General features: G+C 71.0%; 24 protein-coding genes and 1 tRNA gene. 11 read left to right on the top strand and 14 right to left on the bottom strand.

What is annotated here, in order from left to right:
- The first annotated feature begins 74 nt into the window (after window positions 1–74).
- From AC5Y4Z_RS05150 to AC5Y4Z_RS05125, 6 genes are read left to right on the top strand one after another with little or no spacing between them, the layout of a single operon-like run.
- A complete protein-coding gene (locus AC5Y4Z_RS05150) occupies window positions 75–896 on the top strand; it encodes an enoyl-CoA hydratase/isomerase family protein (RefSeq protein ID WP_499961237.1) in 822 nt (273 codons plus the stop codon).
- Between the two features lie 22 nt (window positions 897–918).
- On the top strand, window positions 919–1,731 hold the full coding sequence (locus AC5Y4Z_RS05145; RefSeq protein WP_499961236.1) for an enoyl-CoA hydratase/isomerase family protein: 813 nt from the start codon (window positions 919–921) through the stop codon (window positions 1,729–1,731).
- Window positions 1,728–2,516 carry an enoyl-CoA hydratase/isomerase family protein gene (locus AC5Y4Z_RS05140; protein WP_499961235.1) on the top strand — a complete coding sequence of 263 codons (789 nt, stop codon included), beginning with the start codon at window positions 1,728–1,730 and terminating at the stop codon, window positions 2,514–2,516. The genes AC5Y4Z_RS05145 and AC5Y4Z_RS05140 overlap by 4 nt, the downstream gene beginning before the upstream one ends.
- The gene (locus AC5Y4Z_RS05135; RefSeq protein WP_499961234.1) at window positions 2,516–3,988 is read left to right on the top strand and encodes a class I adenylate-forming enzyme family protein; all 1,473 of its coding nucleotides are present in this window, start codon (window positions 2,516–2,518) and stop codon (window positions 3,986–3,988) included. The genes AC5Y4Z_RS05140 and AC5Y4Z_RS05135 overlap by 1 nt, the downstream gene beginning before the upstream one ends.
- Window positions 3,978–5,519, top strand: a complete 1,542-nt coding sequence (locus AC5Y4Z_RS05130; RefSeq protein ID WP_499961841.1) for a class I adenylate-forming enzyme family protein — start codon at window positions 3,978–3,980, stop codon at window positions 5,517–5,519. Before AC5Y4Z_RS05135 ends, AC5Y4Z_RS05130 begins: the two co-directional genes overlap by 11 nt.
- Entirely contained in the window at window positions 5,512–7,038 is a 1,527-nt protein-coding gene (locus AC5Y4Z_RS05125; RefSeq protein WP_499961233.1) for a class I adenylate-forming enzyme family protein, read from the top strand. The genes AC5Y4Z_RS05130 and AC5Y4Z_RS05125 overlap by 8 nt, the downstream gene beginning before the upstream one ends.
- Here the strand turns inward: AC5Y4Z_RS05125 and AC5Y4Z_RS05120 are convergent, their stop codons facing one another.
- The 5 genes from AC5Y4Z_RS05120 to fabG all read right to left on the bottom strand — a co-directional run bounded on the left by AC5Y4Z_RS05120 (window position 7,039) and on the right by fabG (window position 12,154).
- Entirely contained in the window at window positions 7,039–7,713 is a 675-nt protein-coding gene (locus AC5Y4Z_RS05120; protein WP_499961232.1) for a GntR family transcriptional regulator, read from the bottom strand. It lies immediately after the preceding gene.
- Window positions 7,714–7,717: 4 nt separating this feature from the next.
- The gene (locus AC5Y4Z_RS05115) at window positions 7,718–8,911 is read right to left on the bottom strand and encodes an acyl-CoA dehydrogenase family protein (RefSeq protein WP_499961231.1); all 1,194 of its coding nucleotides are present in this window, start codon (window positions 8,909–8,911) and stop codon (window positions 7,718–7,720) included.
- Window positions 8,908–10,107 carry a CoA transferase gene (locus AC5Y4Z_RS05110; protein WP_499961230.1) on the bottom strand — a complete coding sequence of 400 codons (1,200 nt, stop codon included), beginning with the start codon at window positions 10,105–10,107 and terminating at the stop codon, window positions 8,908–8,910. The genes AC5Y4Z_RS05115 and AC5Y4Z_RS05110 overlap by 4 nt, the downstream gene beginning before the upstream one ends.
- A gap of 1 nt (window position 10,108) precedes the next feature.
- Window positions 10,109–11,320 carry an acetyl-CoA C-acetyltransferase gene (locus AC5Y4Z_RS05105; RefSeq protein ID WP_499961229.1) on the bottom strand — a complete coding sequence of 404 codons (1,212 nt, stop codon included), beginning with the start codon at window positions 11,318–11,320 and terminating at the stop codon, window positions 10,109–10,111.
- An 84-nt stretch (window positions 11,321–11,404) separates the two neighbouring features.
- Entirely contained in the window at window positions 11,405–12,154 is a 750-nt protein-coding gene (gene fabG / locus AC5Y4Z_RS05100; protein ID WP_499961228.1) for a 3-oxoacyl-ACP reductase FabG, read from the bottom strand.
- A 118-nt stretch (window positions 12,155–12,272) separates the two neighbouring features.
- Here fabG and AC5Y4Z_RS05095 point away from each other — a divergent pair, with 118 nt between their 5' ends.
- Both AC5Y4Z_RS05095 and AC5Y4Z_RS05090 read left to right on the top strand, forming a co-directional pair.
- Window positions 12,273–13,436, top strand: coding sequence for an acyl-CoA dehydrogenase family protein (locus AC5Y4Z_RS05095; protein WP_499961227.1), 1,164 nt, complete (start codon window positions 12,273–12,275; stop codon window positions 13,434–13,436).
- A 40-nt stretch (window positions 13,437–13,476) separates the two neighbouring features.
- The gene (locus tag AC5Y4Z_RS05090) at window positions 13,477–13,905 is read left to right on the top strand and encodes a pyridoxamine 5'-phosphate oxidase family protein (RefSeq protein WP_499961226.1); all 429 of its coding nucleotides are present in this window, start codon (window positions 13,477–13,479) and stop codon (window positions 13,903–13,905) included.
- On the opposite strand, the gene AC5Y4Z_RS05085 is transcribed toward AC5Y4Z_RS05090, so the two are convergent.
- From AC5Y4Z_RS05085 to AC5Y4Z_RS05065, 5 genes are all read right to left on the bottom strand, one after another.
- Window positions 13,902–14,978 (bottom strand): phosphotransferase family protein, encoded by a 1,077-nt coding sequence (locus AC5Y4Z_RS05085; RefSeq protein WP_499961225.1) that lies wholly within the window; start codon window positions 14,976–14,978, stop codon window positions 13,902–13,904. The two genes, AC5Y4Z_RS05090 and AC5Y4Z_RS05085, sit on opposite strands and share 4 nt — an antisense overlap.
- Before the next feature lie 38 nt (window positions 14,979–15,016).
- Window positions 15,017–16,765, bottom strand: a complete 1,749-nt coding sequence (locus AC5Y4Z_RS05080) for an ABC transporter ATP-binding protein (protein WP_499961224.1) — start codon at window positions 16,763–16,765, stop codon at window positions 15,017–15,019.
- Window positions 16,762–19,326, bottom strand: coding sequence for an ABC transporter ATP-binding protein/permease (locus tag AC5Y4Z_RS05075; protein WP_499961223.1), 2,565 nt, complete (start codon window positions 19,324–19,326; stop codon window positions 16,762–16,764). Before AC5Y4Z_RS05075 ends, AC5Y4Z_RS05080 begins: the two co-directional genes overlap by 4 nt.
- Entirely contained in the window at window positions 19,326–19,991 is a 666-nt protein-coding gene (locus AC5Y4Z_RS05070) for a TetR/AcrR family transcriptional regulator (protein WP_499961222.1), read from the bottom strand. Before AC5Y4Z_RS05070 ends, AC5Y4Z_RS05075 begins: the two co-directional genes overlap by 1 nt.
- 117 nt (window positions 19,992–20,108) lie before the next feature.
- A complete protein-coding gene (locus AC5Y4Z_RS05065; protein WP_499961221.1) occupies window positions 20,109–20,426 on the bottom strand; it encodes a hypothetical protein in 318 nt (105 codons plus the stop codon).
- 149 nt (window positions 20,427–20,575) lie between these two features.
- Here AC5Y4Z_RS05065 and AC5Y4Z_RS05060 point away from each other — a divergent pair, with 149 nt between their 5' ends.
- On the top strand, window positions 20,576–22,516 hold the full coding sequence (locus AC5Y4Z_RS05060; RefSeq protein WP_499961838.1) for a PE family protein: 1,941 nt from the start codon (window positions 20,576–20,578) through the stop codon (window positions 22,514–22,516).
- 19 nt (window positions 22,517–22,535) lie between these two features.
- Here AC5Y4Z_RS05060 and AC5Y4Z_RS05055 read toward each other — a convergent pair.
- Window positions 22,536–22,618, bottom strand: a tRNA-Leu gene (locus AC5Y4Z_RS05055).
- A 62-nt stretch (window positions 22,619–22,680) separates the two neighbouring features.
- Between AC5Y4Z_RS05055 and AC5Y4Z_RS05050 the strand changes: the two genes are divergently transcribed.
- Window positions 22,681–23,061, top strand: a complete 381-nt coding sequence (locus tag AC5Y4Z_RS05050; protein WP_499961220.1) for a hypothetical protein — start codon at window positions 22,681–22,683, stop codon at window positions 23,059–23,061.
- A complete protein-coding gene (locus AC5Y4Z_RS05045; RefSeq protein ID WP_499961219.1) occupies window positions 23,058–23,408 on the top strand; it encodes a DUF3817 domain-containing protein in 351 nt (116 codons plus the stop codon). The genes AC5Y4Z_RS05050 and AC5Y4Z_RS05045 overlap by 4 nt, the downstream gene beginning before the upstream one ends.
- Window positions 23,409–23,459: 51 nt before the next feature.
- Here AC5Y4Z_RS05045 and rdgB read toward each other — a convergent pair whose 3' ends face one another.
- Genes rdgB through AC5Y4Z_RS05030 form a run of 3 tightly spaced genes read right to left on the bottom strand, consistent with a single transcriptional unit; the run spans window position 23,460 to window position 25,652 of the window.
- A complete protein-coding gene (gene rdgB / locus AC5Y4Z_RS05040; RefSeq protein WP_499961836.1) occupies window positions 23,460–24,071 on the bottom strand; it encodes an RdgB/HAM1 family non-canonical purine NTP pyrophosphatase in 612 nt (203 codons plus the stop codon).
- Window positions 24,068–24,847 carry a ribonuclease PH gene (gene rph / locus AC5Y4Z_RS05035; protein ID WP_499961218.1) on the bottom strand — a complete coding sequence of 260 codons (780 nt, stop codon included), beginning with the start codon at window positions 24,845–24,847 and terminating at the stop codon, window positions 24,068–24,070. Before rph ends, rdgB begins: the two co-directional genes overlap by 4 nt.
- Window positions 24,848–24,869: 22 nt before the next feature.
- Window positions 24,870–25,652: a cyclic nucleotide-degrading phosphodiesterase gene (locus AC5Y4Z_RS05030; RefSeq protein WP_499961217.1), complete on the bottom strand. Its 783-nt coding sequence runs from the start codon at window positions 25,650–25,652 to the stop codon at window positions 24,870–24,872.
- Window positions 25,653–25,704 lie beyond the last annotated feature (52 nt).

Genomic DNA, 25,704 nt, shown 5'->3' with positions numbered 1-25,704 from the left:
TAACTTATACAGCGTATCAATCGTATTGCCTACTGTATGGGTAACCGTAACGGCGGAGAAAGGCCGGATAGACGGTGAGTCAGGGGGCCGACACGGCCGGCGCCGAGGGTTCGGTGGTGGTGAGCCGAGAAGGCGCGGTTCTGCGCGTCACGCTCGACCGGCCCGCTCGGCGTAACTCGTTGACACACTTGATGATCGGCACGTTGGTGGGCGCGCTGACCGATGCCGCCGCCGACGACTCGTTGCGGGCGATCCACCTCCGCGGCGCGGGCGACGACTTCTGCGCCGGCGCCGACTGGGTGGCCACCAACGAGCCGGGCGGGCCGCGTCCCCGCGCCGGCGACCTGGTGCGGCGGATTCCGCACGCCGCCCACCGGGTGATAGAACTCGTCGCGAGCGTCCAGCTGCCAGTGGTGTGCAGCGTGCGCGGTTGGGCGGTGGGATTCGGCTGCAACCTCGCGCTGGCCGCCGATTTCACCGTGGCCGCCACCGGCGCGGTGTTCTGGGAACCTTTCCTCGACCGTGGCTTCAGCCCGGATAGCGGTTCCACCTGGCTGCTGCCCCGGCTGGTCGGCGTGGCGCGGGCCAGGCGGATGCTGCTGCTGGGCGAAAAGATCAGCGCGGCGGACGCGGCCGAGTGGGGGCTGATCCACCAGACCGTCGCCGATGCCGAACTCGACGACGTCGCCGGGCGGCTGGTGGAGCGGCTGGCCGCCGGGCCGACGGCGGCGATCGGGCTGGCCAAGCAGGGCCTAGCATTCGGCCAGCACGCGACGCTGAGCCAGTCGCTGAACCAGGAACTGTTCAACCTCGAGTTGTCTTGCCGAACGGCCGATTTCAAGGAGGGCCTGGAGGCCTTCCGGCAGCGGCGGAACCCGGATTTTCGTGGCCGCTGAGCGGAGTATGAAGGGATGACTGATGCCCACTGATTCGTTCGACACGATCAAGTACGAGGTCGACGGGCACACCGCGACCGTCACGCTCAACCGCCCGGACGCCCTCAACGCGCTGAGCCCGCACATGATCACCGAGCTGCGCGCGGCCTACGACGAGGCCGAGAACGACGACAAGGTGTGGCTGACCATCGTCACCGGCACCGGCCGCGCGTTCTGCACCGGCGCCGACGTCAAAGAGATTCCCGAAGACGGCAAGGTGATCTACGAGCGGCCCTACCTGTCGACATACGACCAATGGGAGGCCCCGCAGGAGGGCGCGCCGCCGTTTCGCACCATGGCCAAGCCGGTGCTGACCGCCGTCAACGGCCTGTGCTGCGGGGCCGGCATGGACTGGGTCACCACGACCGACATCGTCATCGCATCCGAGCAGGCAACGTTTTTCGATCCGCACGTCAGCATCGGGCTGGTGGCCGGCCGCGAACTGGTGCGGATATCCAGGGTGCTGCCCCGCTCGATCGCCCTGCGGATGGCGTTGATGGGCAAGCACGAGCGGATGAGCGCGCAGCGCGCCTACGAGCTCGGATTGATCAGCGAGATCGTCGAGCACGACCGCCTGCTGGAGCGAGCCCACGAGATCGCCGATATCGTCAATTCCAATGCGCCGCTTGCCGTACGGGGAACCCGGCTGGCGATCCTCAAGGGCCTGAACGTGCCGCTGCACGAAGCGGAGATACTCGCCGAGACCTTCCGCGAGCGGGTGCTGCGGACCGAGGACGCGGCCGAGGGGCCTCGGGCGTTCGTGGAGAAGCGCAAGCCGAACTGGCAGTGCCGATGACTTCGTTCGAAACCATCCTGCTCGACGTCGACGCGGACGACCACGTCGCCACCATCACGCTGAACCGGCCCGATCAGCTCAACGCGTTCAACCGCACCATGTGCGAGGAGATGGCCCGGGCCTGGCACGCGGTCAAGCTCGACGAATCCGTGCACGCGGTGGTGCTGCGGGCCGCCGGCGAGCGGGCGTTCAGCGCCGGGCTGGACATCAAGACGCCCTACGGCCAGCCCGACAACGTGTGGAACCACGAGGATCCGGGCGAGGCGCTCAGCCCCAAGTGGCAAAAGATGTGGAAGCCGGTGGTGTGCGCGGTTCAAGGCATGTGCACCGCCGGCGCCTTCTACTTCGTCAACGAATCCGACGTCGTCATCTGCTCCGACGACGCAACGTTTTTCGACTCCCACGTGTCGGCCGGACTGGTGTGTGCGCTGGAGCCGATCGGGCTGATGCGGCGCATCGGACTGGGCGAGACGCTGCGCATCGCGCTGATGGGCAACGACGAGCGGGTCAGCGCCGAGACCGCGCTGCGCATCGGGTTGGTGACCGAGGTGGTCCCCGCCGACCGGCTGTGGACCCGCGCCCACGAGATCGCGGCGACGATCGCCGCCAAGCCGCCGTCGGCGACCCAGGGCAGCGTGAAGGCGATCTGGGAGTCGCTGGACAAGCCGTATCGCGCCGCCCTGGAGCAGGGGCTGATCTACACCCGGCTCGGCAACCCGCTCGGTACCGCCGAACTGGCCGCCCGGCAGGGCGAGGCCGGTGCGCGCGAGCCGAAGATTCGCTGATGCCCGCTCACCCGCTCACCCGGCGCATCGCCGATGTGCTGGGGCTGCAGCCGGACTCGAACGCGATCGAGTATGCGGGCCACTGGATTCCGTGGCGCCGGGTGGGCGAGGCCGCGCGGGCTGTCGCGTCGCTGGCCGCCGAACACGAACGGGTCGGGATGCTGCTGCGCAACCGGCCCGGGCAGGTGGCTGCCTTCCTCGGGGTGCTGCTGGGCGGCGGCACCGTCGTCGTCATCAATCCGGCGCGCGGCGACGAGCGCACCCGGGCCGACATCGCCGCGCTGGAGCTGCCGCTGGTCATCGGCGAAGCCGACGACCTGGCGACGCTGGTCCCGCCGGGGACCGCGACGGCAACAATTTCGCCCCGCTTGGACACCGTCGGCAAAGCCACGCCGGAGCGCACGGACCGAACCGGCGCGCACGCCGACGTGGCGGTGCGGATGCTGACCAGCGGAACGACGGGCCCGCCCAAACGCATCGACCTCCGCTACGACATGCTGGCGCGCAGCGTGATGGGCCCCGATCCCGAGCGCGCGCCGGCACCGACGGAGCTGCGCCGCGGCGTCGCCATCGTCAACTCGCCGTTGGTGCACATCGGCGGCGTGTTCCGGGTGCTGCAATGCGTCGCCGAGGCCAGACCCTTTGTCCTGCTGGAACGATTCGAGCTCGCGGCGTGGACCGAGGCGGTGCGCGCCCACCGGCCCCGCACCGTGTCGCTGGTGCCGGCCGCGCTGCGGACGGTGCTGCACTCGGACCTGACGCGCGCCGACCTGGAAAGCATCCGCGCCGTCACGTGCGGCACGGCGCCGCTGTCCGCCGACGACGCCGACGCCTTCACCGAAAAGTTCGGCATACCCGTCCTGACCTCCTACGCCGCAACGGAATTCGGCGGCGGCGTCGCCGGCTGGACCCTGCCGGACTACGAAAAGCACTGGCGCGCCAAGCGCGGCAGCGTCGGGCGGGCCAACCCGGGCGCACAGCTGCGGGTAGTCGACGACGAGGGCACGGCGCTCGGACCGGACCGCGTCGGCCTGCTGGAGGTCAAGCCGGGACAGCTGGGGCCCTCGGCGGCGTGGCTGCGGACCACCGACCTCGCGCGCATCGACGCCGATGGCTTCCTCTGGATCGTCGGGCGCGCCGACCAGGCGATCATTCGCGGTGGGTTCAAGGTGATGCCCGACGACGTGCGCGTCGCGCTGGAGGCCCACCCCGCGGTGGCGGGCGCGGCGGTGGTGGGGCGCCCCGACGAGCGCCTCGGCGAGACCCCGGTGGCGATGGTGCAGCTGCGCGAGACCGCGTCCGCCGACGCCGACACGCTGGTGGAATTCCTGCGAACGCGGCTGGCCCGCTACGAAATCCCCACCGAGATCGCCATCGTCGAGGCGATCCCGCGAACCCCGTCGGGTAAGCCCGACCTCGCGGCGGTCAGGCTCTTCTTCCGCGATGCCCCCCAGCGCGACCATGCCCGGTGACGCGCCGACGGTCGCCGAGATCCTGCGACAGCGGTCCGACACGCGCGCCGAGCACACGCTGCTGGTGTGCGACGCCGATCGCATCAGCTACGCCGAAGCCGAGCGCCGCTCGGCGGAACTGGCCCGCGGGCTGATCGCGCACGGGGCCGGCAAGGGCACCCAGGTGGGGCTGCTCTACCCGAACGGGACCGAGTTCGTCGTCGGCATGCTCGCGGCGGCGCGGATCGGCGCGGTGGTGATCCCGTTCTCCACCTTCGCAACCGCCCGCGAGCTGCGCGAGCAGCTCGTCGACAGCGATGCCCGGATCCTGCTGGCCGCCAAGTCGTTTCGCAATCACGATTACGTTGACCGGTTGGCCCAGGCGCTACCCGGCGCGGAGTTGGATTCCGATGCCCCGCTGTTCTGCACCGCCGCGCCGCAATTGCGTCACGTCGCCATCGGTGGCGAGCGCATGCGCCGTGCGGCCGGTACCGTCGATCCGGCGCTGCTGGCGGCCATGGAAGACGACGTCGACGGCTGCGACCCGCTGGCCATCGTCTACACCTCGGGCTCCACCAGCACCCCGAAGGGGGTGGTGCACACCCACGCCGGGCTGCTCGAGCATCAGCGCAACCTGAACGAGATCCGCGGCCTGACGGCCCCGGACAGGCTGTTCTGCAATTCCCCGTTCTTCTGGATCGGCGGGTTCGCGTTCGGCCTGCTGGCCACGCTGGTGGCCGGCTCGACGCTGGTGTGCTCCAACGCGACCGACCCAGCCCGCACGCTCGACCTGCTGGAAGCCGAAAAGCCCACCATCACCAACGGTTTCGCCGCCGGCATCGCCCACCTGGCCGATCATCCCAGCTTTCCCGGCCGCGCCCTGTCGTCGATGCGCCGCGGCAACCTCTACCCGATCATGGCGCCCGACGCCCGCCCGGTCGACCCCGAGCTGCGGCACAACATGCTGGGGCTGACCGAGGCCGGCAGCGTTCTGCTGATCAGCGGTGACGAATCCGACCAGCCGGAAAGCCGCCGCGGGTCGTTCGGCAGGCCGGCGCCCGGGTTCGACACCATGATCGTCGACACCGACGCCTCCGGCGTCGGCGAACTGTGCATCCGCGGCCCGTACGTGATGCAGGGCTATCACAAGCGCAGTCGCGAGGAGTGCTTCGACGCCGACGGCTGGTTCCACACGGGCGATCTGGTGCGCGCCGACGCCGACGGATTCTTCTACTACGTCGGCAGGATCGGCGCGATGATCAAGACGGCCGGCGCCAACGTCTCGGCCGCCGAGGTGGAGCGGGCCATCGCCAGGGTTACCGGCGCGCAGGCCCACGTCGTCGGCGTGCCCGACCCCAAGCGGGGAGAGCTGGTCGCCGCGGTCGTCGTCCAACCGGACCTCGACGCGGCCGCGCTGCGGGAACGGCTCAAGGAGGAGCTGTCGTCGTACAAGATTCCCAAGTGGTTTCTGGGCTTGTCGCGCAGCGAGATACCGCTGCTGTCCAGCGGCAAGGTCGACCTGCGGCAACTGCGGAAGCTGTTCGATGCCTGACACCATCGACCAATTGGTGCGGTCGCGGGCCGCGCAGCACGACACCAAGCCGATGGTGATCGACCCGGCGGCGCGAATCAGCTATCGCGAACTCGACGCCACCACACGCGATCTGGCCACGGTCCTCGTCGAGGCCGGCGTCGGCAAGGGCACCCGGGTCGGGCTGATCATGCCCAACGGCGCCCGCTGGGTGCAGGTGGCGATCGCGCTGACCCGCATCGGCGCCGTGCTGGTCCCGCTGAGCACCCTGCTGCAGCCCGCCGAACTGGTCGCCCAGTTGCGGGCCGCGTCGGTGCAATTTTTGTTGAGCGTCGAGGAATTCCGCGGCCACCGCTACCTGGACGACGTGCGCGCCGTGCCGCGGCTGGAACTTCCCGCCCTGCGCGAGGTTTGGCCCGTCGACCGGCTGAACCGCCAAGCCGGCGAGGGCCCCCGGCGGGTCGTCGACGCCCTGGCCGAGACCGTCACGCCCGCCGACCCGCTGGTCGTCATGTTCACCTCGGGCAGCAGCGGGGCGCCGAAGGGGGTCGTGCACTCCCACGGCAACGCGTTGGCCGCGGTGCGCTCGGGCCTCGCGGCGCGCTGCATCACGCCGGATACCCGCTTGTATCTGCCGATGCCGTTCTTCTGGGTGGGGGGCTTCGGCAGCGGACTTTTGTCCGCGCTGCTGGCCGGCGCCACCCTGGTGACCGAGGAAATCCCGCGGCCCGAAACGACCCTGCGGCTGCTGGAAGCCGAGCGGGTCAACCTGTTTCGCGGGTGGCCCGACCAGGCCGAGGCGCTCGCGCGGCACGCCGCCACGATCGGCGCCGACCTGTCGGCCCTGCGGCCGGGCAGCCTGGAGGCCCTGCTGCCGCCGGAGCGGCGCTCGCAACCGGGCGCGCGGGCCACGCTGTTCGGCATGACCGAGGCGTTCGGACCGTACTGCGGCTACGCCGCCGACACCGACATGCCGCCGAGCGCGTGGGGCAGCTGCGGGAAGCCGTTCCCCGGCATGGAGGTCCGCATCGTCGATCCCGACAGCGGCGTGGCCGTTGCGCCGGGAACCGTTGGCGCGATCCAGATCCGGGGCCCGCATACCCTGCGCGGCGTCTGCGGGCGCGGCCGGGAGGAGCTGTTCACCGCCGACGGCTTCTACCCCACCGGCGACCTCGGCCGCCTCGACGGGGACGGATTCCTGTTCTACCACGGCCGGTCCGACGACATGTTCAAGGTCAGCGGCGCCACGGTCTACCCCGGCGAGGTGGAGCGGGCGCTGCGCTCGATCGACGGCGTCCACAACGCCTATGTGACCAACGTGCCCGGCGCCGCCGGCGACGGGGTGGGCGCGGTGGTGGTGTGCGGTGCGGAGCTCACCGCCGAGCGACTTCACGCATCGGCCCGAAAGTTGCTGAGCGCCTTCAAAGTTCCGACCATGTGGCTGTTGCTGGCCTGCGACGACGACGTGCCGCGCGGCGCCACCGGCAAGGTCGACGTCCGTCGCCTGCGCGAGATGCTGACGGAAACGAGCGGCGGTTAGCTACCCGTCCACCACGACGCCCCGCGCGGTGAGGTGGTCGATCAGCGGGACCGCACCGGCGGCGAGGTGTTCGGACATCGCGGCCCGGGCGAGCGCGTCGTCGTGCCGTTTGAGCGCCGACAGGATCCGGCGGTGATCCCGGATCGACTGTGCCGGCCAACCCTCGATGGTGGGGAACACCGATTCCGGTGCGTAGCGGGTGATCTGGGACATCAGCTGGGCGAGCTTGGGCGAATCGGCGGCGACGTTGATCGCACGGTGGAATTGGTGGTTGAGGCGGACGGTTCGCTCGTCGTCGTCGCCGGCGTAGGCGTCTTCGAGCTCGGCCTGGATCTGCTTGAGTTCGCGCAGTTGATCGTCGGTGATGTTGGCGGCGGCCCGCGCCGCCAGTTCCCCCCCGACGTGGGCCTGCACGTTGGCGACGTCGGCGACGTCGCGCCCGGTCACCGGCAGCACCGCGAAGCCGCGGTGGGGTTGCTGGGCGATGAGGCCCTCGGCGCGCAGCGCGAACAGCGCCTCGCGCACCGGCGTGACGCTGATGCCCAGTTCGGCGGCCAGCTGATCGAGGCGAACGTAGGATCCCGCGACGTAGGTGCCGTCGAAGATCCTCGCGCGGATCAGGCGCGCGACGTCGTCGGAAAGCTGCGGGCGCGCAGCGAAATCCGGGATGGTCATCGCGTCACACCTGATACTCGGCCAGCAGCCGCTTGCTGATGATGTTCTTCTGGATTTCGCTGGTGCCCTCGCCGATGAGCAGGAACGGCGCGTCGCGCATCAGCCGTTCGATCTCGTACTCCTTGGAGTAGCCGTAGCCGCCGTGGATGCGGAAGCTCTGCTGGGTGACCTCGGTGCAGTATTCGCTGCACAGGTATTTGGCCATGCCGGCGGCGACGTCGTTGCGCTCGCCGGAGTCTTTCAGCCGGGCCGCGTTGACCATCATCAGGTGTGCCGCTTCGATTTTGGTGGCCATCTCGGCCAGCTGGAACGCGATCGCCTGGTGCTCGGCGATCGGCTTGCCGAAGGTGTGGCGCTGCTGGGCGTAGCTCACCGCGAGCTCGAACGCGCGGATGCCGACCCCGCACGCCCGCGCCGAGACGTTGACCCGGCCGACCTCGATGCCGTCCATCATCTGGAAGAAGCCCTGCCCGGGGGTGCCGCCGAGAACGTCGTCGGCGCTGGCGTGATACCCGTCGAAGATGAGCTCGGTGGTGTCGATGCCCTTGTAGCCCAGCTTGTCGATCTTGCCGGGGATCACCAGGCCCGGCACGACTTCGCCGAACCCGGTGGGCTTTTCGACGAGGAACGCGGTGAGGTTGCGGTGCGGCTTGTCCGCGCCCTCGTCGGTACGCACCAGCACCGCGATCAGCGTCGAACTCCCGCCGTTGGTCAGCCACATCTTCTGCCCGTCGATGGTGTAGCCGCCATCCGGATCCCGTTGCGCCCGAGTGCGGATCGCGGCCACGTCGGAACCGAGCTCCGGCTCGGACATGGAAAACGCGCCGCGGGTCTCGCCGGTCGCCATGCGGGGCAGGAAGCGCTCCTTCTGTGCGTCGGTGCCGTGCTGGCGCAGCATGTACGCCACGATGAAATGGGTGTTGAGCACCCCGGAGACGCTCATCCAGCCGCGCGCAAGCTCCTCGACGCACAGCGCGTAGGTCAACAGCGACTCCCCCAGCCCGCCGTACTCCTGCGGGATCATCAGCCCGAACAGCCCCATTTCCCGCATCTGGTCGACGATGCGTTGCGGGTAGGTGTCGCCGCGCTCGAGCTCGGGCGCGGTGGGGATGACCTCCTTATCGACGAATTGCCGTACGGTCGCGAGGATTTCGGTCTGGAACTCGGTCAGGCCCAGGGTCTGGGCGAGCTTGGTCATGTGCTGGTCTTCCCTATCGTGTTGGCGCTCGTCAAGCGTGCGATGTCATCGGTCGTCAGGCCCAGGCACTCGGTGAGGACGTCGGCGGTGTCCTGGCCCAGGGCCGGGGCCGGCGCGCCGGACGGGTGGGCGCCGTCGAACGCGGCGGGCAGGCCGGGCGCGAAGTAGTCGCCGACACCCGGCTGGTGCAGCCGGGTGAAGAGCGGGTTGGCCGTCACCTTCGGGCCCGCGGCGACCTCGGCGAAGGTGCGGTATCGCTCGAACAGCACGGTGGTGTCCGACAGCGCGGCGGTGACCTCGTCGGCGCTGTGATCGGCGAACCAGGTGGCGAACAGCCCCGACAGGACGTCGCGGTAGCGATAGCGGTCGCCCTCCGACGCGAAGTCCGCGCCCAGCGCCTCCTCGAGCGCCGACACCGGGGCGCCCGTGCCGGTCACCTCGACGAGGTCGCGAAAGTGCCTGCGCGTCAAGGTCACAACCATGAACGCGGCCCCGTCGCGGCTGGTGAAGTCCTGGCCGTACTGTCCGTAGATGGCGTTGCCCAGCCGTTCGCGTTGCGTCCCGGTGACCTGGGGCTCGGTCAGCAGACCGAGGTTGCCCGCCGTGGCCAGCGCGACGTCCTCCAGTGCCAGGCTGACGCGCGCGCCCCGCCCGGACCGGTCGCGGTCGCGCACGGCGGCGACGACGGCCAGCGCGGCGTACAGCCCGCAGCACACGTCCCAGGCCGGCAGCACGTGGTTGATCGGGCCGGCGTGCGCGGCCGGGCCGGTGACAAGCGGGTACCCGAGGCCGGCGTTGACGGTGTAGTCGACCCCGGTGGAGCCGTCGCCGCGCCCGAGCAACTGGACGTGGATGACGTCGGAACGCTTGGCCGCCAACAGTTCATGGCCGAGCCAGGGCAGGACGGCGTTGGTGACGACGATGCCGTCGCCCTCGACGATCAGCCGTCGCACCAACTCCTGGCCGTTTTGCGAGCGCAGGTCGATGGTGGCCGAGCGCTTGCCCTTGTTCAGACCGGTCCAGTAGATCGACGTGCCGCCGGGGGCCAGCGGCCACCGCTGCACGTCGGAGGCGCCGCCGATGGGGTCCACCCGGATCACTTGCGCGCCAAGCTGCCCCAGCGTCATGCCGCACAGCGGTGCGGCGACGAAGCTGGACACCTCGACGATGGTGAGGCCGCTCAGCGGGCCGGTCATCTCAGGCGACCCGTTCGAAGACCGCGGCGAGCCCCTGCCCACCGCCGATGCACATGGTCTCCAGCCCGTAGCGCGCCTGACGGCGGTTGAGCTCGCGCGCCAGGGTGGCCAGCATCCGGCCGCCGGTCGCACCGACGGGATGGCCCAGGGAGATGCCCGACCCGTGCACGTTGGTGCGGTCGCGGTCGGCGGCGCCGAAGTTCCATTCGCGCATCACCGCAAGCGCCTGCGCGGCGAAGGCTTCGTTGAGTTCGATGAGGTCGATGTCGGCCAGGCGCAGGCCCGCCTTGGCGAGGGCGGCCTCGGTGGCGGGCACCGGCCCGATGCCCATGACGTTGGGGGCCACGCCCGCCGACCCCCACGACACCAGGCGCACCAACGGCGTCAGGCCCAGCTCTGACGCCCTCTCGGGCGTGGTCACCACGCACATCGACGCGGCGTCGTTCTGGCCGCTGGCGTTGCCGGCGGTGACGGTCGCGTCTGGATCCTCGCCCAGCAGAACGGGTTTGAGCTTGCTTAACGACTCGACCGACGTGTCGGCGCGCGGATGTTCGTCGGTGTCGATCAGTTCCTCGCCCTGGCGGGTGCGCACCGGCACCGCGATGATCTCCTCGGCGAGGATGCCGTTCTTCTGTGCGGCGACCGCGCGCTGGTGGGAGCGCACCGCGAGCTCGTCCTGCTCCAGGCGGGAGATGCCGTACTGGCGGCGCAGGTTTTCGGCGGTCTCCAGCATCCCGCCCGGCACCGGGTAGTGCCGGCCACCGGCGGTGGTGCGTCCCCGCGCCAGGCCGTCGTGCACCCGCACGCCGCCGCGGGCGCCGCCCCAGCGCATGTCGGTGGAGTAGAAGGCGACGTTGCTCATGCTTTCGCAGCCGCCGGCGACGACGAGATCGTGGTCGCCGTTGCCCACCTGCAGGCACGCCTGGATCACCGCCTGCAGACCCGACCCGCAGCGCCGGTCGACCTGCATGCCCGGAACCGTCACCGGCAGGCCGGAATCCAGCGCCACCACCCGCCCGATGGCCGGCGCCTCGCTGCTGGGATAGCAGTGCCCGAGGATGACGTCCTGCACCGCCTCGGGGGCGAGGCCGGTGCGTTCCAGCAGCCCTTTGAGGGCAACGACCCCGAGGTCGACAGCGGTCTGCGACTTGAACATTCCGCCGTAGCGGCCGATCGGTGTCCGGACGGGTTCACAGATGACGGTCTCGCGCATGGCTACCCCTTCCCCGTCGAGCAGACACAAAAGCACCCGAATCGGGCGCAAATTCGGTGCTTTTGCGTCTGCTCGCGGTAGTACTCATATGTGGCGGCCGCCGGTGACCTCCATGACGGTGCCGGTCATGTAGGAGGACAGGTCGGAGGCCAGGAACAGGGCGACGCCGGCGACCTCGCCGGGCTCGCCGGCGCGGCCCATCGGGATCTCGGCCACCTTCTGGTCCCAAATGCGTTGCGGCATGGCCTCGGTCATGGCCGAGCGGATCAGGCCCGGGGCGATCGCGTTCACCCGGACCCCCAGGTACGCAAGCTCCTTCGCGGCGGCCTTGGTCATGCCCACGATCCCGGCCTTGGCCGCCGAGTAGTTGGTCTGGCCGACCATGCCGACCTTGCCCGACACCGACGACATGTTCACGATGGCGCCGCGCTTGTTCTCCCGCATGATGGCCGCCGCCGCCCGCAGGCCGTTCCAGGTCCCCTTCAGGTGCACGTCGATGACCTGGTCGAACTGCTCCTCGGTCATCTTGCGCATCGTCGCGTCGCGGGTGATCCCCGCGTTGTTGACCATGATGTCCAGCCCGCCGAAGCGCTCGACGGCGATCGCGACCAGCGCCTCGACGTCGGCGGCCTTTGTGACATCGCAGCGCACCGCCAGCGCGACGTCGCCGCCGCCCAGCTCCTTGGCGGCGAGTTCGGTGGTCTCCAGGTTTACATCGCCGAGCACGACCCGCGCGCCCTCGGCGACGAATCGCTGCGCAATGGCAAAGCCCAAACCCTGCGCGGCACCGGTGACGACCGCGGTCTGACCGTTCAGCAACGACACTCCAATCACGCCTTCCTCGATTTGTTCCGCCCACGGGGGACCACCCTCGGACCGCCGTCAGCCCAAGATCATATTTCATATAGGATCTTGGGCGGTGTCCGGTCCCACCATGAGGAGCATTCGCACGATGACCACCGCCGAAGTTTCCGATGACGACTTCCGGGAGATCCTCGCCCAGACGCGTCAGTTCGTTCGCAGCGCCGTGGTCCCGCGCGAGCAGGAAATCCTGGCCGACGATCGGGTGCCCGACGACCTGCGCGAGCAGGCCAAGAAGATGGGCCTGTTCGGGTACGCGATTCCGCAGCGGTGGGGGGGCCTGGGCCTGAACCTCGCCCAAGACGTCGAGCTGGCAATGGAATTGGGCTACACGTCGCTGGCGCTGCGGTCGATGTTCGGCACCAACAACGGCATCGCCGGGCAGGTGCTCGTCGGCTTCGGCACCGACGGGCAGAAGGGCCGGTGGCTGGAGGCGATCGCGTCCGGGGAGGTGGTCGCGTCGTTCGCGCTGACCGAGCCCGGCGCCGGATCCAACCCGGCGGGCCTGCGCACCAAGGCCGTTCGCGACGGGTCCGAGTGGGTGATCTCGGGCGAGAAGCGCTTCATCACCAACGCGCCCGTCGCCAACCTCTTCGTGGTGTTCGCGCGTACCCGCCCGGCCGACGACCAGGGCCCGGGGATCGCCGTCTTCCTGGTGCCCGCCGACGCGGCGGGCGTCCAGGTGGGCGCCAAGGACGCGAAGATGGGCCAGGAGGGCGCGTGGACCGCCGACGTCGGCTTCGACGACGTCCGCGTCGGAAACGACGCGCTGATCGGCGGCGCCGAGGACATCGGCTACCGGGCGGCGATGACGTCGCTGGCGCGCGGCCGCGTCCACATCGCCGCCCTGGCGGTGGGCGCCGCCCAGCGCGCGCTCGATGAGTCCGTGGCGTACGCCGCCACGGCGACGCAGGGCGGGGCGCCGATCGGAAGCTTTCAGTTGGTGCAGGCGATGCTGGCCGACCAGCAGACCGACGTGCTGGCCGGACGCGCGCTGGTGCGCGAGGCCGCGCGGCTGTGGGTCACCAACTCCGACCGCCGGGTGGCGCCGTCGGCGGCCAAGCTGTTCTGCACCGAAATGGCCGGCCGGGTGGCCGATCTCGCGGTGCAGGTGCACGGCGGCAGCGGCTACATGCGCGGGGTTCCCGTCGAGCGCATCTACCGCGACGTGCGCCTGTTGCGGCTCTACGAGGGCACCAGCGAGATCCAGCGCCTGATCATCGGCTCCAACCTGGTCAAGGGGGCGCAGCGATGAGCGCGGGAATAGCGGCTTAGGTTCGGCGCTTTTAGTCGCTATGCGAAGTTTTAGCGAAGCCGAACGTCAGGAGTTCCTTGCCGCCCAGCACGTCGGTGTGCTGTCTGTCGCGGCCGCCGACGGCCGGCCGCCGGCCAGCGTCCCGATCTGGTACGACTACACACCGGGCGGGAACGTCCGGATCATGACCGGGGCATCCAGCCGCAAGGCGCGGCTCATCGAGCGGGCCGGGGTGGTGACGCTGGTCGCCCAGCGCGAGGAGCCGCCGTATCAGTACGTGGTGGTCGAGGGCAGCGTGGTGGAGACCACCAAGCCGGCCCCGGCCGACGTGCAGGAGGCCATCGCCATCCGCTACCTCGGCGAGGAGGGCGGGCGCGCGTTCGTCCGCAGCATGGAAGGCGTCGAGGAGGTGCTGTACACGATCCGGCCCGACCGGTGGCTCAGCGCCGACTTCACCGGCGACCTCTAGGCGATCAACTCCAGCGTGCCCAGCTCGCGGATCGCCCGGCAGCCGCGGCTGAGCATGGCCAGCACCATGTCGTCACCGCGCTCGGTGGCCGCGGCGAAGGCGAACCCCAGCGCCGAGATCAGCGGCGCCTGCAGCACCCCGAGCCGGTAGTCGCGCCAACAGGTTTCGCGGTCGTAGTCGGCGACCCCGCAGTCGGTCAACGCGCGGTGATACTCGCTAACGAGGTCTTCCTCGATGCTCGCGCGCAGTTGCGAATCCAGGCTGGTGGCGGTGAAGTAGGCGAGATCCCTGGCCGGCAGCCCCACGCCGAGCGTCTGCCAGTCGACGATGCTGACCCGGGTGCGTTCCGGGTCGAACAGCATGTTGTCCAAGCGGTAGTCCCCGTGCATCAGGGCGAACCGGTCATACTCGGACAGCAGCCACGGCGCCACCAAACCCATTGCCGCGCTGAAGGTGTCGCGGTCCTCGGCGGTCATGCGATCGCCCAGCTTCTCGATCGTGATGTCGGCGCTCATCTTGGCGACCTCGCCCATTCCGTTGGCGCCGGCCTCGTCGGGCCGGCCGAACGCGATGCCGGGAAAATCCAGCCAGAACGGGTCGCACCAGCTGGGCGCGTGCAGGCCGGCCAGGGCGTTGACCGCGAGACGCGCCTCTGCTTCGCCGCATCCGGCGAGCTGGTCGCCCTGCACCGCCGGCGCCTGATCGGCCAGCAGCAGGGCGTAATCCATTGCGTCCTCGGTGATCTCGCAGTAGAAGCACTGCGGCGTCGGCACCTGCACCCGGTCGGCCACCGACGCGTAGAACGCGCATTCGCTGCGATATCCGATGACGACGCGGTCGCGCACGGTGTCGTCCTGGGCGGGCAGCTTGATGACGAACGTTCCCGGCAGGTCGCCCGGATCGGTCGCATATTTCGCCGTCACCCGGTAGGTCGCCCCGGTCTGCCCGGTGCCGATGGGCGCCACCTCGACGCCGGAGACCTCGACGGCGGTGTGGTGTCCACTGAGCGCCGCCGACAGCCATTCCGGGGTCACGTCGGCGGGATACCGCGGGATCGACACCACCGCACTCATACGCAGGCCTCCAGTACGTCGACTCCTCGACTGACGGATCAACTGTAAGGCATACGGCAAGAGCCAATGTGCCAGTCCGCCGCTTCGCGCTGCTGCCGCCAGAATTCGTCGAAGCGCCCGCCGGCGACGAGCAGTTCGTCGACGGTGCCGTCCTCGACGATCCGGCCGTCGTCAAGGAACAGCACGCGGTCGGCGTGCCGGATGCTGGCCAGCCGGTGGGCGACGATCACCCCGGTCCGCGACTGCGGGTCGGCGGTCAGCGCGTCCACCACCGCCGCCTCGTTCTCGTTGTCCAGGGCGCTGGTCGCCTCGTCGACCAGCAGGATCGGCGCGCCCTTGAGCAGGGCGCGAGCGATGCTGACGCGTTGGCGTTCGCCGCCGGACAGCGTCGAGCCGGCCTCGCCGACGACGGTGTCGGCGCCCTCGGGCAACCGGGCGGTGAGTTCGTCGACGCGGGCCAGCGCGACGGCCCGCGCGAACCGCTCGTCGGCCGCGGACGGGTCCCCGGCCATGACGTTTTCGCGGATCGTGCCGTGGAACAGGTACGGGTGCTGGAACACGACACTGCTGGCCGCGCGCCGGGTTTCGGCGTCCAGCGTCGCCGCGTCCACGCCGTCGATGAGCACCCGGCCGCTCGAGGGCTGGTGCAGCCCGGCGATCAGCGCCAGGATGGTGCTCTTGCCCGAGCCGGAGGGGCCCACGATCGCGGTCGTGGTGCCCGGCCGCAACGTGAAACTCACGCCGTCGAGCACGGGCGCCGCTCCGTAGCCGAAGGTGACGTCGTCGAATTCGATGCGGGGGGCCGTGGCGGCGTCGGGCAGCGCGGCGCCCCCGACGGTCATGGTCGGCGCGGTGAGCACCGAACGGATCCGGTCCAGGGTGGCGCGGGTGCTCTCCAGGGCCGGGGCCAGTTCGCTGATGGTGGTGAAGGGCTCCAGGTAGCGGGCGATCACGACGATCAGCGCGACGGCTTCCGGCATGGACAGCGTGCCGTTCACCGTCAGCGCGGTGGTCGCCCCGGCCAGCAGGATCAGGGCCAACTGGCTGGCCAGGCTGAACAGCAGCTGGCCGGGCACCTGCATGGCCAGCAACCGCATCGTGGCGCCGCGCTGCGCGGCGAGCGCGTCCCCTACCATGCTTCGGGCCGGCTCTACGCGTCGCGCGGCGCGCAGCGCCTGCTGGGTCCGGGCGAACTCGATGATGCGTTCGGTGAGCGCGGTGTTGGACTCGCCGGCCGCGGCGTCGGCGCGGCGCGCCAGCCGCGCCGAGGCCCACAGGGCGCCCAGCAGCAGGGGCACGCCGGCCAGCGCGGCCACGCCCAGCCGCCACGAGACCGGCAGCAGGGCGATCGCGATGGCGGCCGGTAGCAGGATCGCGGTGACCAGCGGGGTGAGCAGGTTGACCACCAGGCCGACGAGCTCGGGCCCCGTCGCGGCGATCGCCTGGCGCGCCGTCGCGGTGTTCTCGGCGCCGAACCAGTCCAGCCGCACGTCCGGGAGGCGTTCGGCCACGTCGTGCTGGGAGTGGTCCAGCACGGCGAAACCCAGGTCGAAGCCGAGGCGCGCGGTCGCGGTGTCGATCACCCACCCGGCGAGGGTCGCGGCGGTGAGCCAGCCCAGCCATGCCAGGGCGCGCTGCGGGGCGTCGCCGAACAGCGCGCCCACCAGCGGGACGAGCAGCACCGCGGCCACCGCCCGCACCGCCACCGAGACGAGGGCCAGCGTCGCATACGCGATTACCTTGGCGCGGCGCTCCTTTGGCACCAGCGCTATCCACGTGCGGATCATCGCGCGCCCTCCCGTATGGCGCTCACCGCGTCGGCCTGACCCGTGCCCCACAGCCGGCGGTAGCGTCCGTCGGCGGCGAGCAGCTCGTCGTGGGTGCCCCGTTCGGCGATGCGGCCGTGATCGAGGACGACGATCTGGTCGGCCCGGGTGATGGTGTGCAGTCGATGGGCGATCACCAGCACGGTGCGTTCCCGGGTGAGGCGGTTGAGGGCTTGCTGCACAAGGTATTCCGATTCCGGGTCGGCGAAGGCCGTGGCCTCGTCGAGGATCAGCACCGGGGTGTCGGCGAGGATGGCTCGGGCGATGGTCAGCCGTTGACGCTCGCCGCCGGACAGCCCGGTGCCGGCGCCCAGCATCGTGTCGTAGCCGTCCGGCAGCCGCATGATGCGGTCGTGGATTTGCGCCTCGCGCGCGGCGGCCTCGATTTCGGCGGCGGGGGCGTCGGGCGCGGCCAACGCGATGTTCTGCGCGACCGTGCCGTGCACGAGCTGCGTTTCCTGCAGCACGAACCCGACCCGGGCGTACAGCTCGTCGGCGGTCAGCGATCGGATGTCTTGTCCCCCAACCCGTATCGCGCCTTGCTCGACGTCGTGGAAGCGGGCCAGCAGCGCGGCCAGCGTCGACTTGCCGGACCCGGACGGCCCGACGAGGGCGGTAATGGTGCCGGGGCGCAGCGTCAGCGACACGTCCCGGATCACGGGTACCCCGGGCCGGTAGCCGAAGGTGACGCGGTCGAAGACCACCGCCGCCGCTGAATCGCCGTGGGCTCCTTGTGATTGCACGGCCAGCTCGGGCTCGTCGAGGGTGTTCTGCAGCCGCCGGGCGGCCAGCATCCCGGCGCGGATGCCCCCGAGCCCGTAGGCGATGCCGAGCAGGCGGGCGCCGAATGTGGTGCCCAGCAACAGGAACGGCAGCAGGTTGACCGGGTCCATCAGTCCGCCGACGACCAGCAGGGTGCCCGTGACCGCGATGAGCCACAGGAACGTCGCGGGGCGGGTGGCCAGGTCCATCAGGGTCTTCTTGCCGGCCAGGGGGCGCTGCCAGGCCACCAAAAAATTGACATACTCGTCGAGGCGGCGCCGGAAGCTCGACGCCGCGGCGCCGCCGAACACCCGAATCACCGGCTGCCCCTCGAGATAGGCGCCGGCCTCCCCGTTCATCTTCTCGGCCCAGCGCTGCGATTGGGCGATGCGCGGCCCGGACTGCACGGTGAGCGACGACGTGAGCACCAGATAGACCAGGACGGGCACGAACAGCACCAGCGCCACCCGCCAGTCGACCACGAACAGGTAGACCAGCACCGCCACCGGGGCGACGACGGCGGCGACCGCGTCCGGGATCGCGTGGGTGACCAGGTAGTGCAGCGACAGCGTGTCGTCGGCCACCAGCTGCTTGATCGACCCCGACCCGCGGGCAGTGAACCAGCCCAGCGGCAACCGGGACAGCTTGGTCAAAAGCCTGGCGCGCAAGCGGTTCGCGAAGCGCGCGTCGACGACGTGCAGCCACAGCGTCAGCCCGGCGCCGAGCACGGTGCCGGCGCCCAGCAGCGCGACGGCCGCGGCGCCCACCGTCCACAGGCGTGACGCTCCGGCGCCGGACACCAGCAGCCGGGCCAGCTCGACCAGCAGCACGAACGGCGCCAGCTGCAACAGCGTGATCACCGCCTGCAGCACACCGGAGACGATCAGCGCCGACCGCAGCGGCGCGAGCAGCCGGCCCGCGGCCTGCGCGCGCCAGCTGCCGCGGGACGCGGGCGCCGGTTCCGGCTGCGGCTGAGGGGTTTTCGCGGTGGCTTCGTGCTCGTCGGGGTCGTCGCCGCGGCGCGTGCCCATCGCCTTGCCGGCGCTCCAGTAGGCCTGGGCGTGGATCTCGGACTTGGGAAACCCGAACTCGTCGCGCAGCCGGGTCCGCACGTGCTTGAGCGTCGTCGCCTCGGGCGTTGCCCACGCGTACCAGTCGGACCAGTCCCGGTCCTCGATCGCCGCGGCCAGCGACCGCTCGTCGCGGCGGGCCACCCAATGCACTTGCAGCCGAGGGTGTTTCGCGACGGGAATCAGCGGGTCGTCGTCGTCGTGCTGTTCGAGGTACATCTCGATCGGCACGTCGTGCGGGACGGTTCCGACGATCCCGTTCATGCCGGGGATCGAGGCGGAGTCGCCGATCAGCAGGTAGCCGGCGGGCTGCTCGTCGGGCACGTCGAACCGCGACGAGCCCATCAGGGACATCGCGGCGATCGTCGCGCCGGGTTGCACCGTGCGCGCCCACACCGACGCCGGGCCCGACGGCTCGTGCAGCACGACGTCGACCGCGAAGCGGCCGCTGGCCGGGTCCGCCTCGGAGATCGTGTAGGCGCGCTGGAATTCGGTATTCGACCCGCCCGGGTCGGGAAACCAGAACCGAAGCCATGCCGCGGGTTCGGCCTGCGCGTCCTCGAACAGGGTCGGTGACACCATCCGTATCCGCACGAAATGCGGTGCGATGCGGACGGTTTCGAGGACCGTCGCCAGGTGGTCGCGGGCGCCGAAGCCGCGCAGCACCGCCCCCTGGAATCCGCGCGCCATCAGCGGTCCTCCCCGGCGGCGCCGAGCCCCGCCATCGCCTCGTGGATGGGGCGCCCGGGCGGAATCGCCGCGACGAGGCCCCGGATCGACGCGGCCAGCAGCAGCCGCACGAACTCGACCTCCGATAGCTGCGGCAGCCCGGCGTGGGCCGCGCCGAGCCGCGCGTCGTCGGCCAACCGGGCGGCCGCGGCGTCGCGTTCCACGGCGAAGCCGCCCGCGTGGTCCCCGGCGGTTGCGGTGGCGTTGTTCTCTTCCCGCGCGGCCAGGCTGATCGCGAGGGTGGCGACCGCGCTGCTCAACACCAGGGCGGCGTCCGCGGAATACCCGCGCCTGCTCAGCGCCTCGACCTCGGTGGCCAGCAACCGCGCGCCGGCCTCGCCGCGCGGGAACAACACCTGCAGGTAGGTCGCGAGTCCCGGGTGCGCGGCGGTGAACTCACGGAGCTGCAGGGCGAACGACAGCAGGTGGGCCTCGGTGTCGGCCGTCGGGTCGTCGCGCAACTGCAGCTCGGCGAGCAGGCTTTCGCCGACCAGGCGCTCGAGCTCCCACCGGCTGTCGACATGGCGGTAGAGGGCGGTGGCCGACACGCCGAGCCGCGTCGCGACGGCGTTCACGCTCAGCCGCTGCATCCCGAGCTCGCGTCCCGCCCGGACGACATCCTCCACTGCGATCAGGGGAGGTCGCCCTCCCTGACGAGACGCAACCGTCTGCATCCGGCACCCTTCGCGTAGGTAAGTTACCCCCACAAACTAAGGGTTGCCTTACCCGCGGTCAACCGGGGCTTACCGGTCGGAGCGGAGTGTGAGGTCTGCCTCGGACTCTTTTCGCTTCTGCTCGGCCATCTTGCGGTCGTCGGAGGCGGCCTGGCGGTGCCGGGAGGCGGACTCCGCGTGTACCTCGATGTGGGATAACCCTAGTTCGACGGTACGGTCTTGCATCTTTGCGACTTGTTCATGGTGCCGTGCCGATTCCTCGATGCTGCGGGCGGCCGAAAGCCCGGCGTGGGCGGCGCGTTCGCGGGCCTCGGCGACTCTGCGTTCGGCGAGTTTCACATCCTCTGTGGTGAAGGCTTTTTCGGTGTGCTCGGGTCCGGTGGCCATGGCGCCTTCCTTGATTGCGGTGCATCGCGTCTACCCGCGCAATGCGCGACGAAACCCTTCCGCAGCCGCCACCCGACGCCTTATTCTCTCGTCACTTGCACCGGAAATCTCGATTTTCGGATGTGGTGACGACCCGATTAGAGGTGGCGATGTCGTATCTGGCGGTGGCCCCAGAGTTTGTCAGTTCGGCCGCAGTGGATTTGTCGAAGATCGGCGCGGCGGTCAGCGCCGCGCATGCCGCGGCGGCGGCCCCGACGGCCGGGGTGGTGGCCGCGGCGGAAGACGAGGTGTCGACGGCGGTCTCGTCGCTGTTTTCCAGCCACGGCCAGCAGTTTCAGGCGGTCGGCGCTCAGGCGGCGGCGTTTCACGCCGAGTTCGTGCAAGCCCTGAGCGGGGCGGGCGGTGGGTATGCGGCCGCCGAGGCGGCCAACGTGTCCGGGTTGCAAACCCTCGAACACGCGGCCGCCGGCATTCCGGCGTTCTCGCCCTGGCGGACCCTGACGGGGCGGCCGCTGTTCGGCAACGGCACCAACGGGGCCCCGGGGACGGGGCAGGCCGGTGGGGCGGGTGGCTGGCTTTTCGGTAACGGCGGAAACGGCGGGTCGGGCGGACCGGGCCAGAACGGAGGGGCCGGCGGATCGGCCTTCTTGTTCGGTAACGGCGGGTCCGGCGGCGCCGGCGGCACCGGCATCACCGGCGGCACCGGCCTCGATGGCGGGGCGGGCGGAAACGGGGGCGCCGGCGGAAGCGGGGGGCTGTTCTCCGGCATCGGCGGGTCGGGCGCGATCGGCGGGGCCGGCGGAACCGGCGGGACCGGCGGACCGGGCGCGACCGGCGGTTTCGGCGGTAACGGCGGGATGGGCGGGTCCGGCGGGGCCGGCGGGCTGTTGGGCGCCGGCGGGTCCGGCGGCCAGGGCGGCCAAGGCGGCCAAGGCGGGACCGGGGGCGCCGGCGTCTCCGGCAACGGTGGCGCCGGTGGTCTCGGCGGCAACGGCGGGACCGGCGGCAACGGCACCGGCTCGCTCGGCGGCAGCACTGGCACCAGCGGCGACGGCGGCACCGGCGGCACTGGTGGCGACGGCGGCACCACCAGCGTTGCCGGTGCCACCGCCGGCAACGGCGGGAACGGCGGCGGGGGTGGCTACGGCGTCCACGGCGGCAACGGCGGCAACGGCGGCAACGGCGGCGCCGCCAGCGTCGCCGGTGCCCTCAACGGCAACGGCGGCAACGGCGGCGTCGGCGGCAACGGCGGCACCAGCAACTTCTCGTGCACGGGCGGCATCGGCGGCAACGGCGGCAACGGCGGCGACGCCACCTTCACCGGCGCCGTCGGCGGCAGCGGCGGCAACGGCGGCACCGGCGGTGCCGCATTCCACGGCGGCGCCGGCGGCACCGGCGGCCACGGCGGCGACGGCACCCTCACCACCAGCACCAGCGGCGCCATCGCCGGCGGCGGTGGTGGTGGCGGCGGCTCCGGGGGCGCAGGTGTCCAGGGCGGCAGCGGCGGCACCGGCGGTCGGGGCGGCGGCGCCGAAATCATCGATACCGGCGCCTCCCTCGACGTCACCAGCACCGGCGGCGGCGGCGGTCACGGCGGCGGCGCCAACTCCGTGAGTCTTGGCGGTGACGGCGGCGGCGGTGGCGGCGGTGCCGCCGTCAACGTCGGCGCCACCACGATCACCGGCGGCAACGGCGGCACCGGCGTAAGCGGGTTCGGCCCCCCCAACGTCGGCGGCGCCGGCGGCACGGGCGCCACCGTCGCCGGGTCCACCGCGTCCGCAGTCGACGCCGCCGGTGGCGGTGGTGGCGGTGGTGGCACCAGCGTCCTGAGCACCGGCGGCGCCGGTGGGAACGGGGGCGCTGCCACTACGACCGCCGGCGGCGCGGGCGGCGCCGGCGGCAATCTCTTCAGCCCGGCCGTCAGCGGTACCAACGGCACCGGAAGCGGCGGCGGCACCGGCGGTAACGGCGGCGGCGTGACGTTGGTAATCCCCGGTTCAGGCGGTGGTGGCGGCGGCGGCAGCGCCGTGGTGATCAGTGCCGGCAACGGCAGCGCCACCGGCGGCAACGGTGGCAACGCCGGCCCATAGCACTCCGGGTGGAGGTGTGTGCGGGCGGAGGGACTCGAACCCTCACGCTCTTTCGAGCACCGGCACCTAAAACCGGCGCGTCTGCCGTTTCGCCACGCCCGCAGCGGTGCCGATCGTACCGCTCGCGGTGCCGGCGCAGCTGTCGGTGGCGGTAGGTTCAAGGGGTGCCCATCACCCGTCGTCGCAGGGTCGCGCTGATCGCTTTGGTGATCGTCGCGGCCTGCGGCTGCCTGGCGCTGGGCTGGTGGCAGTGGACCCGGTTTCAGTCGACCTCGGGCACGTTCCAGAACCTGGGCTACGCGCTGCAGTGGCCGCTGTTCGCCTGGTTCTGCGTGTACGCGTACCGCAAGTTCGTGCGCTACGAAGTGGAGCCACCCCCGACCCGCAAGGCCGGCGAGATGACCGAGATACCCGCCGGGCTGCTGCCCGAGCGGCCCAAGCCGATTAAGCCACCGCCCGACGATCCCGCGCTGCGGGAGTACAACGCCTACCTGGCCGAGCTCGCCCACCAGGACGCCGAGAAGGAGAACAGGACCACCGCATGACCACACCCGAGACGCCCGAGGCACCGGTACCCGCCGTCCCCGTCGAGAAGGTCCGCACCGCGTTGCTCGCCTACCGGATCATGGCGTGGACGACGGGTATCTGGCTCATCGCGCTGTGCTACGAGATCGTCTCGCACGTGGCCTTTCATCACGAGATCCGCTGGATCGAGGTGGTGCACGGCTGGGTCTACTTCGTCTATGTGCTGGCGGCGTTCAACCTGGCGATCAAGGTGCGCTGGCCGATCGCCAAGACCGTCGGCGTGCTGCTGTCCGGCACCATTCCGCTGCTGGGCATCATCGTCGAGCACTTCCAGAGCAGGGACGTCAAGGCGCGCTTCGGGCTGTAGCCGTCGGGTGCGCGGCTGGCCGCACACTCGACGCCCAGCGTGCGGCCAGCTTCATGTTCGCGGCGGCGCCAGCTCGCGCAGCGCCGGCACCAGCAGCGCCAGCGCGCGGCCGCGGTGCGACACGGCGTCCTTCTCCGCCGGGCTCAGCTCCGCCGCGGTGCGCTCGCTGTCACACGGGACGAACACCGGGTCGTAGCCGAATCCTCCGTCGCCGCGCGGCTCCCGCGCGATGCTGCCGGGCCACTCGCCGCGGACGACGACCTCACCGCCCGCCGACACCAGCGCGCACGCCGACACGAACGCGGCGCCGCGCCGCGCGTCGGGCACGTCCCGCAGCTGCGCCAGCAGCAACGAGGTGTTGCCCGCGTCGTCCCCGTGCCGACCGGACCAGCGCGCCGACAGCACGCCGGGCATGCCGTTCAACGCGGCGACCTCCAAGCCCGAGTCGTCGGCCACCGATGCCAGGCCGGTCGCGGCGAAGGCGTCGCGCGCCTTGGCCAGCGCGTTGTCCTCGAAGGTCGCCCCGGTCTCGGGCGCCTCGTCGAACGGGGGCACGTCGTGCAGTGACACCAGCGTCAGCCCCGTCAGGCCGGCGCCGTCGAGCACCCGTCGCAACTCGGCCAGCTTTTTCGCGTTGCGGCTGGCGACCAATAACCGGCTCAGCTGCCGAACGCCTTCGACGGCGCCGGCCCCTCGGGCAGCACGCCCGGGTACGGCAGCTCGAGCGCCTCGCGCTGGGCGGCGAACAACTGGTCGCACGCGGCCAGCGCCACGTCGAGCAGCTTGTCCAGCGTCGAGCGCGGGAACGTCGCACCCTCGCCGGTCCCCTGCACCTCGACCAGGGTGCCGGTGTCGGTGGCGACGACGTTCATGTCGACCTCGGCGCGCGCGTCTTCTTCGTAGGGCAGGTCCACCCGGATCCGCCCGTCGACGACGCCGACGCTGACCGCGGCAATCGCACACGACAGCGGCCGCGGGTCCGAAAGCTTGCCCGCCGCAGACAGATACGTGACCGCGTCGGCCAGCGCGACGTAGGCGCCGGTGATTGCCGCGGTGCGGGTGCCCCCGTCGGCCTGCAACACGTCGCAGTCGACGGCGATGGTGTTCTCCCCCAGCGCCGCCAGGTCGATGCAGGCCCGCAGCGACCGGCCGATCAGCCGGCTGATCTCCTGCGTGCGCCCGCTCAGCCGGCCCTTCACCGATTCGCGGTCGGAGCGCGTGTGGGTGGCCGACGGCAGCATCGCGTACTCCGCGGTCAGCCACCCCAGGCCCGATCCCTTGCGCCAGCGCGGCACCCCCTCGGTGACGCTGGCGGTGCACATCACCTTGGTGTGACCGAATTCGACCAGTACCGACCCCGCCGGGTGCTCTGTGAATCCGCGGGTGATGACGACGGGGCGGAGCTCGTCGTCAAGGCGGCCGTCTTCTCGTTTGGACACGACGCCACCCTAGCGCCGGGGGTCAGACCCTTTCGGAGCGGCGCACGTCGAACGTCTCGCCGCAGACCACGGCGTGCACCGGTCCGTCGAACTCGGCCTTGGCCTCGGTGATCACGTCCTCCCGCGAGGTCCACGGCGGAATGTGCGTCAACAGCAGCTCGTGCACACCGGCCTGCGCCGCGACCCGCCCGGCCTCGGTGCCCGACAGGTGCAGCGCCGGCGGGCGGTCCGGCGCGTGGGTCCAGGAGGCCTCGCACAGGAACACGTCGGCGCCGCGGGCCAGCTCGACGAGCTGGTCGCACGGGCCGGTGTCGCCGCTGTAGACGAACGAGGCGCCGCTGGGATCGGTGATCCGCAGGCCGTACGACTCGGTGGGGTGCGCCACCACCCGCGGCGTCACCGTGAGCGCACCGAACGTCACCGGCTCGCCGTCGACCCAGTGATGGATGTCGAAAATGTCGGAGCAGTCGTCGATCTCGCCGCCGTAGGGCGACGATGCGGCCCCCAACCGGGACCACGTGTCGCTCGGGCCGTACAACAACGCCTTGCCGAGCGGGCGCGACGGATGGTAGCGGCGCCACACGAACAGGCCCGGCACGTCCAGGCAGTGGTCGGCGTGCAGGTGGGACAGCAGGATGTGCACCGAACCGGGGTCGGCGTAGCGCTGCAGCGCGCCGAGCACGCCGCCACCGAAGTCGAGTACCAGAGGCGGGGTATCAGGCGCCCGAAGTAGATAACCCGATGCCGGCGAATCCGGACCGACCACGCTGCCCGAGCAGCCGAGCACGGTTATTCGCACGGACACTACTGTGCCATGCCCGATAGGGCGATGGAGAAAACATGGCCGCTTTGGTGTG

The sequence above is a fragment of the Mycobacterium sp. NGS63 genome, from assembly GCF_059812295.1.
Note: the sequence above shows the minus strand (reverse complement) of the source record. Positions and strands in the feature narration are given on the sequence as shown.